Origin of the sequence: Streptomyces sp. NPDC046881, assembly GCF_040645015.1 — a bacterium.
Taxonomy (GTDB): Bacteria; Actinomycetota; Actinomycetes; order Streptomycetales; family Streptomycetaceae; genus Streptomyces.
In genome coordinates this window covers 1-18,185 of sequence record NZ_JBEYXJ010000139.1, presented here as the reverse complement: position 1 = coordinate 18,185, position 18,185 = coordinate 1, and the positions used below count along the sequence as shown (strand labels likewise).

Genomic DNA, 18,185 nt, shown 5'->3' with positions numbered 1-18,185 from the left:
GCCATCCCGGGCGGAATGGCGCGCTGCCGTGCGGACGAGGGCTGAGGGCGACGGGGCCGGCGCTCAGCGCGGCTGGCGGGGCCCGGCCGACCGCGGGTCAGTGACGGTGGCCGTGCCACCCGCCGTCGCGGTGACCGTGGTCGCCGCGGTCACCGCGGTGGTCGTGGCGGTCGTGGCCCCAGGACGTGGCGTCCACGATGCGGCCGTCGTCGTCCCGCAGGATCGCGGTGTCGCGGTCGCGGTCCCACACGCTCCACCGACGGTCCTGGTAGAGGTCGCCCCCGCGGTCCCGGCCGAACCCGGTGTGCACCCGGACGCTCTTGTGGCCCCCGAGCCGGTAGTGCCGGAACCGGTAGGTGTTGCCGTCCTCGTCCGACAGCGTCCAGTCGTCGAGGTACACGCTCTCGCGGCCCTCGTTGGTGAGTTCCACCCACTCCCTGTTGAGCGGGCGGTCGCCCGGGCCGCGGACGTCACGGCGGTCCGACGGCCGGTACTGCACGTCGCTGATGACCACACGCGGGTGGTAGGAGCGGCCGTGGCCACGGCCGTGGTCGGGGTCGGCAGCCGAGGCCGGCAGGGCGGCGGCGCAGACCACGGCGACCGCGGTGACGACGGCCGCGGCGACGCGGCGCGCGGTGACGGAAACGGAAACGGACACGAAGTCCCCCTTCACAAGGGCTCTGTGACGACCGGGTGGCCGCACGCCCCCACCTTGCGACCCCGCACGATCCGGATCACGGATACACGACGGTTGTTACGAATCGAGCACATTTCCACAACTCTCGACTGCAATGTCCATCTATGACCCGGACGCCCCGAGAGGTGCGCATTTCAACACCCCACAGCATCACTCCTCACCCGAAAGTGAGTAACGCACGACTGGGGCTGGGGCTGGGCCTGGGGGTGGCCAGCGGCAGCCGTCGGCGGGCTCGGGAATCTGGGGGGGCCTGGCGCAACTCCTGGCGGCGCAGGTCGCCGGAGCGAGTCGGCGCTTACCGTGAGCACGTGAATCGGCACGGCGGCGAAGCGAGCCTGCCGTCCCCTCCGCTTCGGTACCGCGGCCCTTGCGGATGCCTGCGTTGAAGCCCGGAATTCTACGAGGGAGCGGGTTTCGGCCGTCGTGCGTGCGCACGGCAGCGCCCGGACCGCAAGGCCCGGGCGCTGGACGACAACAGTTCAGGTCAGGTCACGGCAGCGCGTGCACATGTGCCCCCACCGGGTTCGACCAGGCGTTGCCCGAGGTCGCGTCCCAGTTGGTGGACCAGGTCATCGCGCCGCGCAGGGCTGGGTAGGTCTTGGAGGGCTTGAAGGTGCCGCAGTTCGTGCCGGCGGTGAGGCAGTCCAGGGCGTTGTTGACCACCGTGGGGGAGACGTAGCCGCTGCCCGCCGCTCGGGTGGAGGCCGGGAGGCCGAGGCCGACCTGGGACGGGGAGAGGCCGCCTTCCAGCTGGATGCAGGCGAGGGCGGTGAGGAAGTCGACCGTGCCCTGGCTGTAGACCTTGCCGTCGCAGCCCAGCATGGAACCGCTGTTGTAGTACTGCATGTTGACGACGGTGAGGATGTCCTTCACGTTCAGCGCGGTCTGGAAGTAGGCGTTCGACGTCGACTGCATGTCGATCGTCTGCGGGGCCATGGTGATGATCAGGGAGGAGCCGGCCTTCGACGACAGGGCGCGCAGGGCCTGGGTCATGTAGGTCGCGTTGAGGCCGTTCTCCAGGTCGATGTCGACGCCGTCGAAGCCGTACGTCTGCATCAGCGAGTAGACCGAGTTGGCGAAGTTCGTGGCCGATGCCGCGTCGCTGACCGACACCGAGCCCTTCTCGCCGCCTACCGAGATGATGACCTTCTTGCCGGCCGCCTGCTTGGCCCTGATGTCGGCCTTGAACTGGTCGACCGTGTAGCCGCCCAGGCCGGCGGAGTCGAGTGAGAAGCTCACCGCGCCCGGTGTGGAGGTCGCGTCGGCGAAGGCCACCGCGATGATGTCGTAGGCGGAGGGGACGTCGGACAGCTTCTGGACGGTGGCGCCGTTGTTGAAGTTCTGCCAGTAGCCGGTCACCGCGTGCTTGGGGAGCGTCCCGCCTCCGCCGCCCGTGCCGGAGGACGTCGTCCCGGTCACCGTGGCCGACTTCGCGGACTCACCCGCCGCGTTGGCCGCCGTGACCTGGAAGGAGTACGACGTGGCGGCGGCCAGGCCGGTCACCGTCGCGGACGTGCCCGTCACGGCCGTGACCTTCGTGCCGTTGCGGTAGACGTTGTAGCCCGTCGCGCCCGAGACCGGGGACCAGGACAGGGAGACCGAGGAGGAGGTCGTGCCGGTGACGGAGAGGCCGGTCGGGGCCGCCGGGACGGTGGGGGCCGGGTCGCCGCCTCCGCCGCCGTCGGGGCCGTAGACGGTGATGTCGTCGGCGTAGTAGGCCGCCTGGCCGTACCAGCCGTGGGTGTAGACCGTGACCGAGGTGGTCGAGGCGCCGGTGGTGAAGGTCGTCGACAGCTGCTTCCAGGACGGGGAGTCGGGGGTCCAGGTGGAGACGTCCGTGGTGCCCGTGCCGGTCACGCCGAGGTACGAGTAGCCGCCCTGCACCCACGCGCCGAGCGTGTACGTCGAGTTGGGCTTGACCGCGACCGACTGGGTGCACTGGGCGTTGTCCTGGCCGGACGGGGTCGCCTTCAGGGCCCCGGTGCCCCCGTGCACCGGGGACGTGACCGTCGTGCCGCTGCCTGCCGTACAGGTCCAGTTGGTCAGGCCGGACTCGAAGCCCGCGTTCCTGACGTTGTTGACGTCGGCCGCCGACGCGGGGGCGGCCGTGGCGAGGCCGGCGACCGAGAGGGTCAGGGCGGTGGCGGCGGACCATGCCGCGAGCCGGCGTCTGCGGGGTCCGGGTATGCCTGGTGCGCGGTGCACGGGAGCCTCCGGTGGGGAGAGAGAGGGGGGCGGTGGCCTTCGCTTGCGAGCCTCTCAAGTTGGTCCAGACCAATCCACCTGTCAAGAGGTCCAGACCGGAATGGTCGCCAACCGGGTGCTCAACCTGTCCGGATTTGGCGGGACTTGCGCCGGGAGAGTTCCACACCGGCTTCACGAACGCTGTTCTCCGGCCATACACCCGTGGATACAGTGCTCAGGTAGTCACGCAGTGAAGTCGTCCTGGCCCACTGGAGTTACACCGGCGGGCCGGGCGGGTGTGAAGAGCGGGGAGCTGCGCGTGCCAACTGCCATTGCCGTGACCAGTGCCGACATGGCACTGCCGGCGCAGGACGAGCGGACCATGCCCGCCGTCGTGCTGACCGGCCTCGACCGCAAGCCGCTGGACCAGGCCCTCACCGAACTCCACACCCTCACCGAGCAGTACGGCCATGTGGTCGTCGTCTGCTCCGAGGCCACCCCGGAGCCGGTCGTACGGCGGCTGTACACCCTGCGCTCGCTGCTGGAGAGCGACCGCATCGCCCTGTTCCGGCCCGCGCTGCCGCCGCTCGGCATCGCCGTCCTGGCCCGGCAGCTGCGCCAGCTGGCCTCCTGCGACCTGAGCCCGGGCGTGCTCGCCTGCGCCGGGCGGCTGCTCACCCACTACATCCACGCCGGTGCCGTCCTCGGCTCCGTCGCCAAGCTGGACCGGTTCCCGGTCGGACTGAAGGCGCACGCCAGGTCCTGGGTGCCCGGCAGCCAGTTCGCCGTGCTCGCCCACCCCGAGCCGCAGCTGGTGAAGGTGGCCCCCGACGTCACGCTGAAGGGCCCCGAGTTCAGCACCTGGATGCTGGTCGCCAAGGGGCAGCTGCAGAGCGACTGGGCCGCCGGGCTCGGCACCCGGTGGGGCGTGCACGGGCTGCGCGAGACCCCGCTGCCCGCCGAGTCCCCGGTGTGGTGGGGGACCGGCCGCCTGATCGAGTTCTGCGGCTACCTCGCCGACCTGTCCGTCCTCTACCAACTGGTCACCTCGGTACGGCAGACCAGCTGTCACTGGTGCGGCATCGACGTCATCGGCGACCGCTGCGTCTTCTGCTCCGCCGGCCCGCCCCCGCCCGCGGCACCCCGCGCCCTGGAACCGCGAACGCCCGCCTGACCTGCGCCAACCTGACCCGTCCCGCTCGGCCGATTCCCCCAATGAGGTTGCACGGTTCATGAACTCCCGTCAGCGCCGCGGCGTGATACTGCTGATCCTGTCGGTCCTGTGCGCGCTGGGCGCGTTCGCCGGCGTGCTCTCCGTCATCCACGACGTGAACTCCAAGGTGGGGCCCGAGGTCGCCGCCTACCGGGTCAGGTCCGAGGTGAAGCCGTACACCGCGCTGGCCACGGACCAGTTCGAGAAAGTCTCGATGCCGAAGCGCTGGCTGTCCGGCAACGCCGTCACCGACCTCCGGCAGATCCGCGGCAAGATCGCCGTGACCACCCTGCACCCCGGCTCGCTGCTGCAGACCGACATGATCGTGGACCGGCCCGCCCTCCAGCCCGGCCAGCAGGAGGTCGCCATCATGATCGATGCGGCGACCGGCGTGGCGGGCAAGATCACCCCGGGCGCGCGGGTCAACGTCTACGCCACCTTCGAGGGAAGGAAGGAGGGCGACCCCGACCAGTCGAAGATCATCGTCACCAACGCCCGGGTCATCGACGTCGGCCAGATCACCGCCCTGGAGCCGGACCGCGACAAGAACCAGCAGGCCACCGACGCCGTCCCCATCACCTTCGCGCTGTCCACCCTCGACGCCCAGCGCATCACCTACGCCGAGTCCTTCGCCCAGCGCGTCCGGCTCGCACTCGTGGCCCCCGGCAGCGAGACCAGTGTCCCGGACAAGGACCGCACCTACGAACTCGTGACGGACAAGTGAGAGGCGGCCATGCCCACCAGGATCCTCCCGGCAGGCTCGGACCCGGACGCCGTCCGCTCCCTCACCACCCTGCTCAGCCAGCTCCCCGACGCCGAGCCGCAGCCCCCGGTCACCGACTCGACCCAGCTGGTCGACACCCTCGCCCGGCTCGCCGCCGAGTCGGTCGAGGAACTCCCGGAAGTCGTCGTCGTCCACGAACGCATCGGCCCGGTACCGGCCCTGGAGCTGGTCCGCGAGGTCGCCCTGCGCTTCCCGGCCGTCGGCGTCATCCTCGTCACCACCGACGCGAGCCCCGGCCTGTTCGCCGCCGCCATGGACTCCGGCGCCCGCGGCCTGGTCGCGCTCCCGCTGTCGTACGAGGAACTCGCCAGCCGCGTCCAGGCCGTCGCCCAGTGGTCCACGGGGGTACGACGGCACCTCGGGCACGGCGCCGAGGTGCTCGCCGGGGCCGGCGGCACCGTCGTCACGGTCAGCGGCGCCAAGGGCGGCGTGGGCACCACCCTGGCCGCCGTCCAGCTGGCCCTCGCCGCCCAGGCCTCCGGCCGTGCCACCGCCCTGGTCGACCTCGACCTCCAGACCGGTGACATCGCCTCCTACCTGGACATCCAGTTCCGCCGGTCGGTGGCCGACCTGGCCGCCATCACCGACATCTCGCCCCGCGTCCTCGCCGACGCCGTCTTCCGCCACGACACCGGCCTCGCCCTGCTGCTCGCCCCCGGCGAGGGCGAACGCGGCGAGGAGGTCACCGACCGCGCCGCCCGCCAGATCACCGGCGCGCTGCGCTCCCGCTACGAGGTGGTCGTGGTGGACTGCGGGGCCCAGCTGAGCGGTGCCGGGGCCGCCGTGGTGGAGATGGCCGACACCGCGCTGCTGGTCACCACCCCGGACGTCATCGCCGTACGCGGCGCCAAACGGACCGTGCGGATGTGGGACCGGCTGCAGATCCGCAAGGCCGAGGAGACCACGGTGGTCGTCAACCGGCACACGCGCGGTGCGGAGATCCAGCCCGCGCTGGTGCAGCGCATCACCGGCACCGCGCTGGCGCGTACGGCCGTACCCGCCAACTTCCGGGAACTGCAAGCGGTCGTGGACGCCGGGCGGCTCCACGAACTGGACGCCAGAAGCACGGTGAAGCGGGCGCTGTGGGCCCTCGCCGGGGAGCTGGGGCTGGTACGGGCGCCGGACGAGGGAGCCTCCCACCGGGGCGGCGGCCGGGGGCCGGTGGGCTTCCGGCGGCGGAAGGAGTGAGCCTTGCGATGAGAAGGCCGGACTCGGACCGGGGACAGGTCAGCGTCGAGTTGCTCGGGATGACGCCGCTGATCGTCCTGACACTGGTCCTGATGTGGCAGGCCGTGCTCGTGGGGTACGCCTTCACGCTCGCGGGGAATGCTGCGGACGAGGGTGTGCGGGCGGGCACGGCGGCACCGCCGGGGGAGCGGTTCGGGGCGTGCGAGCAGGCGGCGCTGCGGCATCTGTCGGGGGCGTGGCGAGGGGGTGCCAGCGTGGAACAGTGCGGCGGGACCGGCTATGTCACGGCCGACGTGGCCGTCAAGGTCCCCGTCCTCTTCCCCGGCTTCCTCGACTTCCCCGTCACCGTGCACGGCCACGCCGGCGCCGTCGAGGAGGCGAAACGCTGAGATGTCGTACCGCCGCCGGCGCGACCGGGGCCAAGTGGCCATCGAATACCTGGGGTTCATCCCCGTCCTGCTGATCGTCGGCCTGGCCGGCATCCAGCTCGGGGCCGTCGCCTACGCCGCCGAACAGGCCGGTACGGCGGCCCGGGCGGGGGCGCGGGCCGCGTCGCTGGAGCAGTCCTACGCCCAGGCCTGCGCCGACGCGGTGAGCGGCGGACTGAACGTGTCCTGCTCGTCCGCCCCGGCGGGTGACTCGGTGACCGTCACCGCGACCGTCCGCATCCCCGCCATCGTCTGGGACCTCGGCACCGCCACCAAGCGCGCCACCATGCCGCTCGACCACGCACCGAGGAGCCGCCGACCATGAGCCTGCGTGCACGCATCAGCACCCCGGAGGAGCACGGCAGCCGGGGCGAGGACGGGCACCTGGTCGCCTCCTACCGGGCCAAGCTGCTGGAGGAGATCGACCTCGCGGAGATGAGCTCGCTGGCCGCCGCCGAGCGCCGGGCCCGGCTGGAGCGGGTGCTCGGGCACATCATCAGCCGCGAGGGCCCGGTGCTGTCGACCGTCGAGCGGTCCCAGCTGATCCGCCGGGTCGTGGACGAGGCGCTGGGCCTGGGCATCCTGGAGCCCCTGCTGGAGGACGCGTCCATCACCGAGATCATGGTCAACGGGCCCGACGCGATCTTCGTCGAACGCGGCGGACGCGTCGAGCAGTTGCCGCTGCGGTTCGTCTCCGCCGACCAGCTGATGCAGACCATCGAACGGATCGTGTCGACCGTCAACCGCCGCGTGGACGAGTCGAACCCCATGGTGGACGCCCGCCTGCCCTCCGGGGAACGCGTCAACGTCATCATCCCGCCGCTGTCCCTGACCGGCCCGATCCTCACCATCCGCCGCTTCCCGCGCTCCTTCACCCTCCAGGAGCTGATCGGCTTCGGCTCGCTGGACGAGCACATGGTGTACCTGCTGGCCGGCCTCGTGCAGGCCAAGTTCAACATCATCGTCTCCGGCGCGACCGGCACCGGTAAGACGACCCTGCTCAACGCGCTGTCCGGTCTGATCCCCTCCCACGAGCGCATCATCACCATCGAGGACTCCGCCGAACTCCAGCTCCAGCAGACCCACGTGGTCCGCCTGGAGTCCCGCCCGCCGAACGTGGAGGGCCAGGGCCAGGTCACCATCCGCGACCTGGTCCGCAACTCCCTGCGGATGCGGCCCGACCGGATCGTGGTCGGCGAGGTCCGCGGCGGCGAGTCCCTCGACATGCTCCAGGCGATGTCCACCGGCCACGACGGCTCCCTGGCGACCGTGCACGCCAACAGCGCCGAGGACGCGCTGACGAGGTTGCAGACCCTCGCCTCCATGTCCGACGTCGAGGTCCCCTTCGTCGCCCTGCACGACCAGATCAACAGTGCCGTCGACGTCATCGTCCAGCTCACCCGGTTCGCCGACGGCGCCCGCCGCATCACCGAGATCGCCCTGCTCGACAGCCACGGCGGGGAGCCGTACCGGCTGGCCACCGCAGCCCGGTTCGAGGCACAGCCCATGACCCCCGACGGCCGGGTGCACGGCACCTTCCGCTACTTCCCGCTGCCCCGCCGTACCGCCGACCGCCTCTACATGGCGAGCCAGCCCGTCCCGCAGGCCTTCGGCGTCGCCCGCTCCGCCGACCAGCTAGCCACCCGAGAAGCCAGGTAGGACCCCGGACCATGGAACTGCACACCCTCGTCCAGCTCACCACCGGAGTGACGCTGCTGACCTGCGTCCTGGCGGTGGCCGGCGTGCACGCCTACGCCTCCGGGCGGGCCCGGCGCGCCGCCCTCGTGGACCGGCTCGCCCACACCGGCCCGCCGCCCTCCACCGGCCGCCGGCGCCGCTTCCGCGACCTGGACCGGCGGCTGCGCCGTACCCGCCTGGGCCGCTGGCTGGAACGGCGCCTCGCGGCGACCGGCCTGGACGTCACGCCCGGGGAGTTCTTCGCCGCCATGCTCGCCACGGTCGCCGCGCTCTGGCTGATCGGGCAGGCCACCCTCGCCCCCTTCTTCGGCCCCCTCGCCGGGCTCCTCGGCATCGGGGCGGCGGTGCAGTTCCTCAACTGGCAGCGCCAGAAACGCATCGAACGCTTCATCGGCCAGCTCCCCGAACTGGCCCGCATCCTGGCCAACGCCACCCAGGCCGGACTCGCCCTGCGCACCGCGATCGGCATGGCGGCGGAGGAACTGGAGGCCCCGGCCGGCGAGGAACTCGGCAAGGTCGCCGACCAGCTGGCCGTCGGCCAGTCCCTGGACGACGCGCTCGGCGAACTCGCCGACCGCCTGCCCTCCCGTGAACTGGTCGTCCTCGTCACGACCCTGGTGCTGTCGAACCGCGCGGGCGGCCAGGTCGTCTCGGCGCTGCGCAACCTCACCGAGACCCTGGAGGAGCGCAAGGAGACCCGGCGCGAGATCCGCACCCAGCTCTCCCAGGTGACCATGACCTCGTACGCCGTGCCCGTCCTCGGCGTCGGCGCGTTGTTCCTGATGAACGGCGTCAAGGACGGCGCGCTCGACCGCATGACCGGCTCCCCGGTCGGCCAGGCCTGCGTGATCATCGCGTTCGCCATGTACACCGTCGGCTTCGTCCTCATCCGCCGCATGAGCCGGATCGACGTGTGAGGGAGGTGACCCGGTGGCATTCCTGCTCGCCCTGCTGATGGGCCTCGGCGTCTGGGGCGCCTTCCACGGCATCCGCATGTACCGCGCCGACGCCCGGCTCCCCGGCGACCTCGCGGTCGCCCTGGAGGTCGGCGCCACCCGCACCGGCGCGGTCGGCTCCGTCATCGACCGCCTCGGCATGCGCTACGCCCCGGCCGTGCTGCGCCTGATGGGCCCGCGCCTGGTGGCCAGGTACCGCCGCAAGATCGACCTCGCGGGCAACCCCGGCGGCCTGACCATCGACCGCTACGCGGCCCGCCGCGCGGTCTACGGCGCCCTGGGCGCCGTCGGCTTCCTGGTCTTCCTGCTCCGCGGCCAGTGGTTCGTGGCCCTGCTGCTGCTCCTGTTCGGCGCGTTCTGGACCGAGGTCGGCATCTGGTCGGCGATCCGGGTCCGCAAGGACGTCATCGAACGCACCCTGCCCGACTTCCTCGACGTCCTGGCCGTGGTGGTCAGCGCGGGCCTCGGCTTCCGCCAGGCCCTGGACCGGGTCGCCTCCCGCTACGAGGGTCCGTGGGCCGACGAACTGCGCATCACCCTGCGTCAGATGGACCTCGGCATGAGCCGCCGACAGGCCTTCGCGGAGCTGCGGAGGAGGAACGACTCGGAACAGGTGGCGATGTTCGTGACGGCCCTCCAGCAGGGCGAGGAACTGGGCGCGCCGATCGTGGACACCCTGGTCTCCCTGGCCAAGGACATGCGCCGCACCGACGCCCAGAACGCCCGCCGCAAGGCCGCGCGCGCGGTGCCCAAGGCCACGCTGATGATCACCACGTTCATGGTCCCGGCGACGATGCTCCTGCTGGGCGCCGGCCTGCTGCTGGGCTCCGGCGTGGACTTCGGCACGCTGACGGGGGAGTGAGGACGGGCGGTGACGGTGACGGTGACGGGACTGACGGGGGAGGGAGGACGGAGGCGGGCCCGCGTGCGCGTCGGGTCGTGGCTGCGGGGGGCGTGGCGGGCCGACGGCGGAGGGAACGCGGACGACGCGGCGGGCCCCGCCGAAGCCGAGCACCCGCTGGACGTGACCGCCCCGCCCGCCGAGCCCTCCGAAAAGCTCCAGATCCGGGCCCTGCAGGCGATGTGCCGCCAGGTCTTCGGCTTCCGTCTGGCGATGATCGTGGTCTCCGCCCCCGCCGCCCTCCTCAACGCGGCCCCCGGCCTGGGCGCCCGCCTGGTCGGCGCGGCCGTCGTCGTCACCTTCATGGTGTCCTACGTCCTCTTCCGCGACTGGGAACGCTTCGGCCCCCTCCTCCTGCGCCACCCCAGCCTGCTGGCCGCCGACACCCTCTTCGGTTCGTTCCTGCTGATCTCGGCGGGCCCGGACACCACCCTCGCCTACGTCAGCGTGTGCACCCCGCTCCTGGCCGGCCTGGTCTACAGCTGGCGCGGCGCCGCCTGCTTCGCCTCCCTCCAGTCCCTGATCCTCCTGCTGGTCCACACCACCCTGAAGGCCGGCCTGCACGCGCCGGTCGCCGAGTCCCTGCTCCTGCCCGGCCTGTGCGTCATCGCCGGGGCCATGGGCTCGACCCTGCGCAACCTGATGCTCCGCTTCGGCGCCGCGACCCAGGCCCTGACGACGGTCCAGGCCCGCCTCGCGGCGGCGGAGGCGGTGAGCGCGGAACGGGCCCGGCTGGCCCGCGAGATGCACGACTCCGTGGCCAAGACCCTGTACGGCGTGGCCCTGGCGGCGGACGGCCTGGCCACCACGGCCTCGGCCCCGGCCCCCGACCCGGCCCGCATCAGGGAACAGGCCGAACTGGTCTCCCGCTCGGCACGCAGGGCGGCGGCGGAGTCCCGGGAACTGCTCACGGACCTACGACGGGACCACCCGGACGCGCCGGAACCGACCCCGTTCTGGCAGGAACTGTCCTCCCGGACGGCGGAGTTCACCAGGCGCACGGGCCTGCACGTGCACACGGCCTTCTCTCCCCCCTCCCTCCCACCCCTGCCGCCCGCCCTGGCCCGCCATCTCCTCGCCATCGCCACCGAGGCGCTGGAGAACGCCCACCGGCACGCGTCCGCGACCCGCGTGGACGTACGGGCGGCGGTCGACGGCCACCTGCTCCGCCTGACGATCCACGACGACGGCACCGGCCTGCCACCCGGCACGCGCCTGGAAAAGCTCCGCGACTCCGGTCACTTCGGCCTGCTCGGCATGGTGGAACGGGCCGCGCAGGCCGGGATCCGGATCCGCATCGGCAAGGGCACCCACGAGCGGGGCACGGAGGTACGCCTGGACATCCCGCTACCGACGCCTGACCCGTCCCCCCGACCCGTGACCCGTGACCCCATGCCCCCGACCCCTAAGAGCCATGCCCCCTGAGCCGATGCCCCCTGAGCCGATGCCCCCTGAGCCGATGCCCCCTGATCCCGTGCCCCCTGATCCCGTGCCCCCTTGGCCCGAAACCGAGAGGAGGACCATGCATCCACCACGGCCGGCCCGTCCACCGGAACCGCACGGCGCCGCCCCCCGGCCCGAGTTCCCGCCGCCGGCGCCGGTTCCCCCGCCGTTGCGGCTGCTGGTCGCCGACGACAACCCCGTGGTCCGCGCCGGCCTGACGGCCCTGCTCTCCGGCCGCTCGGACACCACGGTGGTGGCGGAGGCGCGGGACGGCCGCGAGGCCTACGAGGCGGCGGTCCGGCACCGCCCCGATGTCATCCTCCTCGACGTCCGCATGCCCGGGGTCGACGGAATCTCCGCGTTGCCGCACCTGGTGGGGCTTGCCCCCGTCATGATGCTCACCTACAGCCACGAGACGGAGACCGTGCGGGAGGCGCTGCGGCTGGGGGCGGGGGGATATCTGGTGCACGGCGAGTTCACGACCGAGCAGTTGGTGCGGGCGGTGCGGGACGTCCGGGAGGGGCGGCCGCATGTGACGCCGGGGGCGGCGACGGCGTTGCTGACCGACCTGAGAAGAGATGCACCTGCACACGCAGCCCCCGAACTCCCCCCACTTTTAGCCCCATCCACCCTTCCCCCTCTTTCGCATTTGCAACCACGTATGGGACAGTCGTATCGGTCACGGTTCCGGCTGAGTACGAGGGAGGCGGAGATCATGGACCTCATCGCGTCCGGCATGACCAACCAGCAGATCGCCGCCGCCTGCTTCATCAGCGAGAAGACGGTCAAGAACCACATCAACCGCATCTTCGCCAAGCTCCACACCACAACGAGGTCCCAGGCGACGGCGAAGTGGCTGGGGGTGGCCTGACATGCCCCACCACGACAGCAACACGCTCAACAAATGGGCCTGGGGTTGGGCCCTTGGGCCCTCCGCTCCGTTGGTGGGAGCGCTCTACGGTTCGTCGGTCGGAAGCAGGTCCGGAGGGGAGCACCGTGAGCGATCTTTTGCTGAAGACGGCTGTGGCGACCAAGGTTCGCCTGAACGGCTGGAAGAACACGACGGTCGAGGCGATGCGGCGTCGTGGCGGCGACCGTGGGCAGACGGCGGTCGAGTACCTGGGCATCATCGCGGTGGTGGTCGCGATCGTGCTGGCGATCACGGGCACGGACATCGGCAAGACGATCCTCGACAAGATCAAGTCGAAGATCACGGAGATCACCTGATCGTCCGCCGCGCACACGGCGACTCCGGGCAGGCCTTCCCCATCTACATCACGGTGGTGGCGGGCCTGCTTTTTCTTGCGTTCGCCTATCTCGCGGTAGGCCAGGCTGCAGTGAACCGAGGCGGTGCGCAGACAGCTGCCGACGCAGCAGTGCTGGCTGCAGCTCAGGATGGTCGTGACCAGCTTGCGGCCGCATGGACCGCCGATCTGCTGGACCCGGCCAAGTGGCAGGACGTCTTCGATGGCAACGTGCCCGTCGGCAACCCGTGCGCGCGTGCGCAGCACCTTGCGGCGCAGAACGACGCCACGCTGGATGGCTGTAGGTGGCAGCTTCTGCGGTACACGGTCGATGTCAAAACGAACAAGTCAGTGGGAGATTCCGTAGTCCCGGGGACGGAGGACGTCCACTCGACGGCTTCTGCCACGGCCGTGATCGAACCGCGCTGCACGTTCGAGGCCCCTGGTGAGCCCAGTGGGGACGATGAATTGCCCGAACTCACCTGTGACGGCAAGCCCTGGAAGCTGGATCCGGATGACGAAGCAAATCTGCCCGCGCCCGAGGACCTCTTCGATGTTCACCTGGCCACCGGCTGACAAGCGGACGACGATGGAAAAGGGAAGCAGTGCGATGAGCATGCGGTTCACTGCGAAGGCTCGCAGGGGGATGGTCGCCATGACCCTTGCTGTCGGCTTGGCCGTCGGTGTGGCCGGTTGCGGCGGTGGGGGCACCGATGACAAGAAGCCGGACGCTTCTGCATCCACCTCCAAGAGCGGTGGGTCTCAAGCGAGCCCCCAAGAGGGGCAGTCCGCGCAACCGCTGGCTGAACTGCGCGGCCCTGACGGGCTGATGCTGCAGGTCATGTCCGCCCAGCGGGATGCGGGCGGGTTCGTCACGATCAACGCGCAGCTCAAGAATGACGGCAGCAAGGACGCCGTTCTGTCGTCGCAGCTGACCGGCAACGAGACAGAGATCATGAAGAACGGGCAGTCCTTCGGTGGCGCCACGCTCGTGGACTCGAAGGCGAGGAAGCGCTACTACGTACTGCGGGACACTGACGGTCGTCCTTTGACCACGATCGGCGTCCAGTCCGTCAGGGCGGGGGACACAGTCCCCGTCTTCATGCAGTTCCCTGCACCGCCGGCCGGCACGACGGAAGTCAGCTTCCAGTTGCCCACCTTCGCCAGCGCCCCCATCAAGATCTCCGGGTGAGGCGAAAGTGACCACCACACCCCGGCTCGTGCTCACCAGTTCCGTGCTGCTGATCGCCGTCCAGCTCCCCGCCACCACCGCCGTCGCCGACGGCACCGGGCCCAGTGAACCCCCCGGCACCGAGCCCTCCGCCACCGCCCCGGTGAAGGTCGACCCCACGGATCCGGATCTGAAGCTTCCGGAGGGGGCCACGCTGGCCGCGGCCAAGGTGTTGGACATCAAGTCGGTCGTGGAGGACCAGAGCGGGGACGAGCGCCGCGAGGACACCAACGCCGACGTGACCTTCGCCCTGCAGGCCGAGGTGCTGTTCGGCAAGGACAGCGCGAAGATCGGCACGGAGGCCGAGTCCCGCATCGCCGCCATCGCCGAGGAGATCAGGAAGCAGCACGCGACCCAGGTCCGCGTCTTCGGCTTCACCGACAACCTCGGCTCCTCCGCCCACGGCGACACCCTCTCCAAGGCCCGCGCCAACGCCGTACAGGCCGTACTCGACCAGGACCTGAACAGCCCGACCATCACCTTCGACGTCCGCGGCTACGGCGAGCAGTACCCGATCGCCGACAACTCCACCGAGGAGGGCCGCCGCAAGAACCGCCGCGTGGAGGTGACCTTCCCACGCACCCAGCAGTGACCGCACAATCGCGCCACCCCCGTCGGCGTAGGCGCGCAACACGCGGCGGAGCAGGCAGTGAAGCGCCACCACTCGAGCCCAGACCTTGGTTTCGGTCAGGAACGCATTTTGCTGCCGTCACAACCGTGACTGCCGCGCTTTTGGTCGCTCTTTCCGGATGTGGTGGCCACGAGGAAAAGCGTGAGTACGCAATCCCGAGCTCTTTCTGTGGGATTCCGGTCGACCAGGACGAGCTGGCGCCTTTCATGCCCTCAGGTAGGAAATTGACCATCAAGAAGGATGTGCCGGATTCCTTGTCATCGGTGTGCCAGGTCCGCGTCGACTCCCGTTTGGCGGTGGAGTTCAAGCAGATGTGGTTGACGAGCAGCAGCACGGCGTATTTCGTGGGAGGGCAGGCGGACTCCCGGCTCGATCGCGAGGCGGAGGGGGGAAGGTTCCTCTACTCCGGCTGGGAGGCGTTCGGGAGGACGCGGGAGTGTAGGCATGAAAAGCTCCCAGGCGGCACCATCTTCACTGCCATCCAGATGCAGTCCCCTGATCACCAGGACGCTGACGCCATGAGGAAGCTCATCGCCGCGTACACAACAGCCGTCGAAAATACGGACATCTGCAAGGACGGTAAAAACTTCACCGGAGACTGACGGCTGTGTCGGGTCCGGCTTCTCAGCCCTCGGCCTCCACGGTGACCTGAACCCCCGCCCGCAGCCCCCACTTCCTCATGGCCCCCGCCTCCGCCTCCAGTACGTGCCGGGCCCGCAGGCGGGGCAGGCCCAGGCGGCCCGGGGGCATGGTGCGGACGGTGAGGACGGTCAGGTGGCGGTCCAGGTAGGCGACGTCGATCGGGATGCGCATGCCGAAGGTGTGCACCCCGCTCGCCGGTGACAGCAGCATCGCGCCGTCGATCGAGTCCCGGCCGAGGAGGCCTTTGGTGCGTGCGCGGTAGGAGGCCGAGATCTCCAGGGGGACGGGGGCGCCGAGTACCGCCCCGGAGTCCGTGCACACGATCAGCCGTCCCCGCCCGTCCCGCCAGCGCCCCATGCCCTGCCTCCCGCGTCCGTGGCCGTAACTCGCCGGAACAGTAATTGCGTTGTCCTTTGCCGTCCTCCCCACTAGGAAGGGCGCTATGACAGGACTCGGTGTCGTATTCCGTCCCCAGCTTCCTCCCGAGCGGCTGCGGGCCGTCGCCCGGGAAGCGGACGCCGCGGGTCTCGAAGAGCTGTGGCTGTGGGAGGACTGCTTCCTGGAGGGCGGGGTGTCCACGGCCGCCGCCGCGCTCGCCTGGACCGAGCGGGTGCGGGTCGGCATCGGGCTGCTGCCCGTGCCGCTCAGGAACGTCGCCGTCACCGCCATGGAGGCCGCCTCGCTGGAGCGCATGTTCCCCGGCCGGGCCATCCTCACCCTGGGCCACGGGGTGCAGGACTGGATGGGACAGGTCGGCGCCCGGGCCGCCTCCCCGCTCGGCCTGCTCGGCGAACACCTCGACGCCCTGCGCGCCCTGCTGCGCGGGGAGCGCCTCACCGTGCGCGGGCGGTACGTCCAGTTGGACGACGTCGCGCTCGACTGGCCCCCCGAGCACCCGGTCGACATCCTCGCGGGCGGCACCGGACCCCGTACGCTCCGGCTCTCCGGCGAGAAGGCCGACGGCACCCTCCTCACCGCCGCGACCTCGGTGGACGGCGTACGGCGGGCCCGCAAGCTCGTGGAGGAGGGACGCCGGGCGGCCGGTCGCAGCGGCCCGCACCGGGTCGTCGTCTACCTCCTGGCCGCGACGGGCCCCGGCGCCGATGCCCGGCTGCGTACCGAACTCGCGGCCGAGGGCCTGGAGTCGGCGGACGTGGGCGTCGCCGGGGACGCGGGCGCGGTGGCCGAGGCGGTACGGCGGCTGGCCGAGGCCGGCGCCGACACCGTCGTACTGCAGCCGACGGCGGACGAACCGGACCCGGAGGGCTTCGTGCGCTTCGCCGCGCGGGAGGTCCGGCCCCTGGTGCCCTGAGGGGGACGGGGGCCACCGACTCGTCCGGCGTCGCGCGTCCGGGGGGAAGTAAAGAAACAGAAGAGACGGGAGGCCAGCATCCGGTGGGGCAGCTCGCGGTACGGGCCTCGCGGACGCCGAGATCAGTGCCTCGACCGCCTATCCCCGGCTGGCCTACACCCTGTGCGGCTCCCCGCGCCGACCGGACCGGCCCATGGCCCCCGTCGGTCCGTCCCGCAGGGAAAACAGCAGGACCCGCCGTGGCCCGGCTGGGAGCATGGTCGTATGACCGTGCACCGTACCTTCGAGGACCTCGTGGCCGAGGGCGCCGCCGTGCCGACCGAGGGGTGGGACTTCTCGTGGTTCGAGGGGCGGGCCACCGAGGCGCGCCCGTCGTGGGGGTATGCCGGGTCCGCGGCGCAGCGGCTGGCCGGCGCCGAGGCCGTGCTCGACATCCAGACCGGCGGCGGTGAGGTGCTGGACTTCGCGCTGTCCCGGGCGGAGCCGGCCCGGCCGGCACTGGTGGCGGCGACCGAGGGATGGCCGGCGAACGTGGCGAAGGCCACGGCGCTGCTGCGGCCCCGCGGGGTCGTGGTGGTCGCCGCCCCGGACGACGCGCCGCTGCCCTTCGCGGACGAGGCGTTCGACCTGGTGCTCAGCCGGCACCCGGTGCGCCCGCACTGGGCCGAGATCGCCCGGGTGCTGCGGCCCGGCGGCACCTACTTCGCCCAGCACGTGGGGCCGGCAAGCGTCTTCGAACTGGTGGAGCACTTCCTCGGACCGCAGCCGCAGGAGGTGCGCGGCGCCCGTGATCCGGAGCGCGAGCGGGCCGACGCCGAGGTGGCGGGCCTGGAGGTGGCCGGGCTGCGGGCGGAGCGGCTGCGGATGGAGTTCCACGACATCGCCGCCGTCGTCCACTTCCTGCGCAAGGTGGTCTGGATGGTCCCGGGTTTCACCGTCGAGGCGTACGAGCCGCACCTGCGGGCGCTGCACGAGCGGATCGAGAAGGAGGGGCCGTTCGTCGCGCACAGCGCCCGGCACCTCTTCGACGTACGCAAGCCGGTACGCGAGCCGGAGCGCCGGCCCGGCTGTTGACCGGTCCGGCCACCCGAGTTCGCCGGGAGTTCGCCGGGATTTCCCGCACGGTTTCCACATTGTTATCCACCCCGGTTTCACATGAGCCCCACCGGTCACGTAAGTTCAGACCAAGGTAATTCGCGTGAGCAAAGCTGCGCGGGCGGCACCGCGCAGTGGAGGGGGCTGCGCGGTGCCGTGAAACCGGATGATCTTCCCCGGGCGGAGTAGCGGAACCGTCAAGTCCACCGTTCGCTGACGGCGTCGCCCGTCGGAGGGACCCGGGGCAACTCGCCGATGTTCCCCCAAGATGGCCTAATCCTTGCGATTCCATGGCTATCCGAGCGGATCTGCCTGTGATTCCGCTGTGAATCGGCCACCAATCACCCCTGAATGTGTCGTTCCGCGACCACCGGGGCGTCGCCGGGTGATTCCGGAGAGTAGTTGTGGCACGCCGATGCACCCACCATCCCTCACGAAGGGTTATGGTGGAAACCCCCCCTCGGGGGGGGGGGGGGGCGCCCCCCCCCCCCCCCCCCGGGGGGGGGGGGGGGGGGGGGGGGGGGGCGCCCCGCCCGCC

General features: G+C 71.1%; 20 protein-coding genes. 17 read left to right on the top strand and 3 right to left on the bottom strand.

From position 1 onward, the window contains the following. Window positions 1-97 precede the first annotated feature (97 nt). Window positions 98-658 carry a lamin tail domain-containing protein gene (locus tag ABZ923_RS37195; RefSeq protein ID WP_361481401.1) on the bottom strand — a complete coding sequence of 187 codons (561 nt, stop codon included), beginning with the start codon at window positions 656-658 and terminating at the stop codon, window positions 98-100. Window positions 659-1,186: 528 nt separating this feature from the next. Continuing rightward, complete coding sequence (locus tag ABZ923_RS37190) at window positions 1,187-2,902, bottom strand: glycoside hydrolase family 18 protein (RefSeq protein WP_361481398.1); 1,716 nt, start codon at window positions 2,900-2,902, stop codon at window positions 1,187-1,189. A 316-nt stretch (window positions 2,903-3,218) separates the two neighbouring features. On the opposite strand from ABZ923_RS37190, the gene ABZ923_RS37185 reads away from it, so the two are divergent. The 15 genes from ABZ923_RS37185 to ABZ923_RS37115 all read left to right on the top strand — a co-directional run bounded on the left by ABZ923_RS37185 (window position 3,219) and on the right by ABZ923_RS37115 (window position 15,200). Next, complete coding sequence (locus tag ABZ923_RS37185) at window positions 3,219-4,055, top strand: hypothetical protein (protein WP_361481411.1); 837 nt, start codon at window positions 3,219-3,221, stop codon at window positions 4,053-4,055. Window positions 4,056-4,113: 58 nt separating this feature from the next. Beyond that, window positions 4,114-4,818 (top strand): Flp pilus assembly protein CpaB, encoded by a 705-nt coding sequence (gene cpaB, locus ABZ923_RS37180; protein ID WP_361481395.1) that lies wholly within the window; start codon window positions 4,114-4,116, stop codon window positions 4,816-4,818. A 9-nt stretch (window positions 4,819-4,827) separates the two neighbouring features. Then, a complete protein-coding gene (locus ABZ923_RS37175; protein ID WP_361481392.1) occupies window positions 4,828-6,066 on the top strand; it encodes a P-loop NTPase in 1,239 nt (412 codons plus the stop codon). 8 nt (window positions 6,067-6,074) lie between these two features. Then, entirely contained in the window at window positions 6,075-6,455 is a 381-nt protein-coding gene (locus ABZ923_RS37170) for a pilus assembly protein (RefSeq protein ID WP_361481389.1), read from the top strand. A 1-nt stretch (window position 6,456) separates the two neighbouring features. Next, entirely contained in the window at window positions 6,457-6,819 is a 363-nt protein-coding gene (locus tag ABZ923_RS37165) for a TadE/TadG family type IV pilus assembly protein (protein ID WP_361481386.1), read from the top strand. Next, the gene (locus ABZ923_RS37160; RefSeq protein WP_361481383.1) at window positions 6,816-8,153 is read left to right on the top strand and encodes a CpaF family protein; all 1,338 of its coding nucleotides are present in this window, start codon (window positions 6,816-6,818) and stop codon (window positions 8,151-8,153) included. The genes ABZ923_RS37165 and ABZ923_RS37160 overlap by 4 nt, the downstream gene beginning before the upstream one ends. A gap of 11 nt (window positions 8,154-8,164) precedes the next feature. Next, window positions 8,165-9,109 carry a type II secretion system F family protein gene (locus ABZ923_RS37155; RefSeq protein ID WP_361481380.1) on the top strand — a complete coding sequence of 315 codons (945 nt, stop codon included), beginning with the start codon at window positions 8,165-8,167 and terminating at the stop codon, window positions 9,107-9,109. Between the two features lie 13 nt (window positions 9,110-9,122). Continuing rightward, window positions 9,123-10,010, top strand: coding sequence for a DUF5936 domain-containing protein (locus ABZ923_RS37150; RefSeq protein ID WP_361481377.1), 888 nt, complete (start codon window positions 9,123-9,125; stop codon window positions 10,008-10,010). A gap of 219 nt (window positions 10,011-10,229) precedes the next feature. After that, window positions 10,230-11,474: a histidine kinase gene (locus ABZ923_RS37145; protein ID WP_361481409.1), complete on the top strand. Its 1,245-nt coding sequence runs from the start codon at window positions 10,230-10,232 to the stop codon at window positions 11,472-11,474. A 97-nt stretch (window positions 11,475-11,571) separates the two neighbouring features. Continuing rightward, window positions 11,572-12,363: a response regulator transcription factor gene (locus ABZ923_RS37140; protein ID WP_361481374.1), complete on the top strand. Its 792-nt coding sequence runs from the start codon at window positions 11,572-11,574 to the stop codon at window positions 12,361-12,363. Between the two features lie 125 nt (window positions 12,364-12,488). Then, entirely contained in the window at window positions 12,489-12,719 is a 231-nt protein-coding gene (locus tag ABZ923_RS37135) for a hypothetical protein (protein WP_030346030.1), read from the top strand. Beyond that, window positions 12,719-13,312 carry a pilus assembly protein TadG-related protein gene (locus tag ABZ923_RS37130; protein WP_361481407.1) on the top strand — a complete coding sequence of 198 codons (594 nt, stop codon included), beginning with the start codon at window positions 12,719-12,721 and terminating at the stop codon, window positions 13,310-13,312. The genes ABZ923_RS37135 and ABZ923_RS37130 overlap by 1 nt, the downstream gene beginning before the upstream one ends. A 34-nt stretch (window positions 13,313-13,346) precedes the next feature. Beyond that, on the top strand, window positions 13,347-13,928 hold the full coding sequence (locus ABZ923_RS37125; RefSeq protein ID WP_361481404.1) for a hypothetical protein: 582 nt from the start codon (window positions 13,347-13,349) through the stop codon (window positions 13,926-13,928). A 7-nt stretch (window positions 13,929-13,935) separates the two neighbouring features. Next, complete coding sequence (locus ABZ923_RS37120; protein WP_361481371.1) at window positions 13,936-14,559, top strand: OmpA family protein; 624 nt, start codon at window positions 13,936-13,938, stop codon at window positions 14,557-14,559. Window positions 14,560-14,684: 125 nt separating this feature from the next. Further along, window positions 14,685-15,200 (top strand): hypothetical protein, encoded by a 516-nt coding sequence (locus ABZ923_RS37115; RefSeq protein ID WP_361481368.1) that lies wholly within the window; start codon window positions 14,685-14,687, stop codon window positions 15,198-15,200. A 22-nt stretch (window positions 15,201-15,222) separates the two neighbouring features. Here ABZ923_RS37115 and ABZ923_RS37110 read toward each other — a convergent pair whose 3' ends face one another. Next, a complete protein-coding gene (locus ABZ923_RS37110) occupies window positions 15,223-15,597 on the bottom strand; it encodes a DUF192 domain-containing protein (RefSeq protein WP_361481365.1) in 375 nt (124 codons plus the stop codon). A gap of 49 nt (window positions 15,598-15,646) precedes the next feature. Between ABZ923_RS37110 and ABZ923_RS37105 the strand changes: the two genes are divergently transcribed. Then, window positions 15,647-16,552 carry an LLM class flavin-dependent oxidoreductase gene (locus ABZ923_RS37105; protein WP_361481362.1) on the top strand — a complete coding sequence of 302 codons (906 nt, stop codon included), beginning with the start codon at window positions 15,647-15,649 and terminating at the stop codon, window positions 16,550-16,552. 264 nt (window positions 16,553-16,816) lie between these two features. Next, window positions 16,817-17,626 carry a class I SAM-dependent methyltransferase gene (locus tag ABZ923_RS37100; protein ID WP_361481359.1) on the top strand — a complete coding sequence of 270 codons (810 nt, stop codon included), beginning with the start codon at window positions 16,817-16,819 and terminating at the stop codon, window positions 17,624-17,626. The last annotated feature ends 559 nt before the right edge of the window (window positions 17,627-18,185 follow it).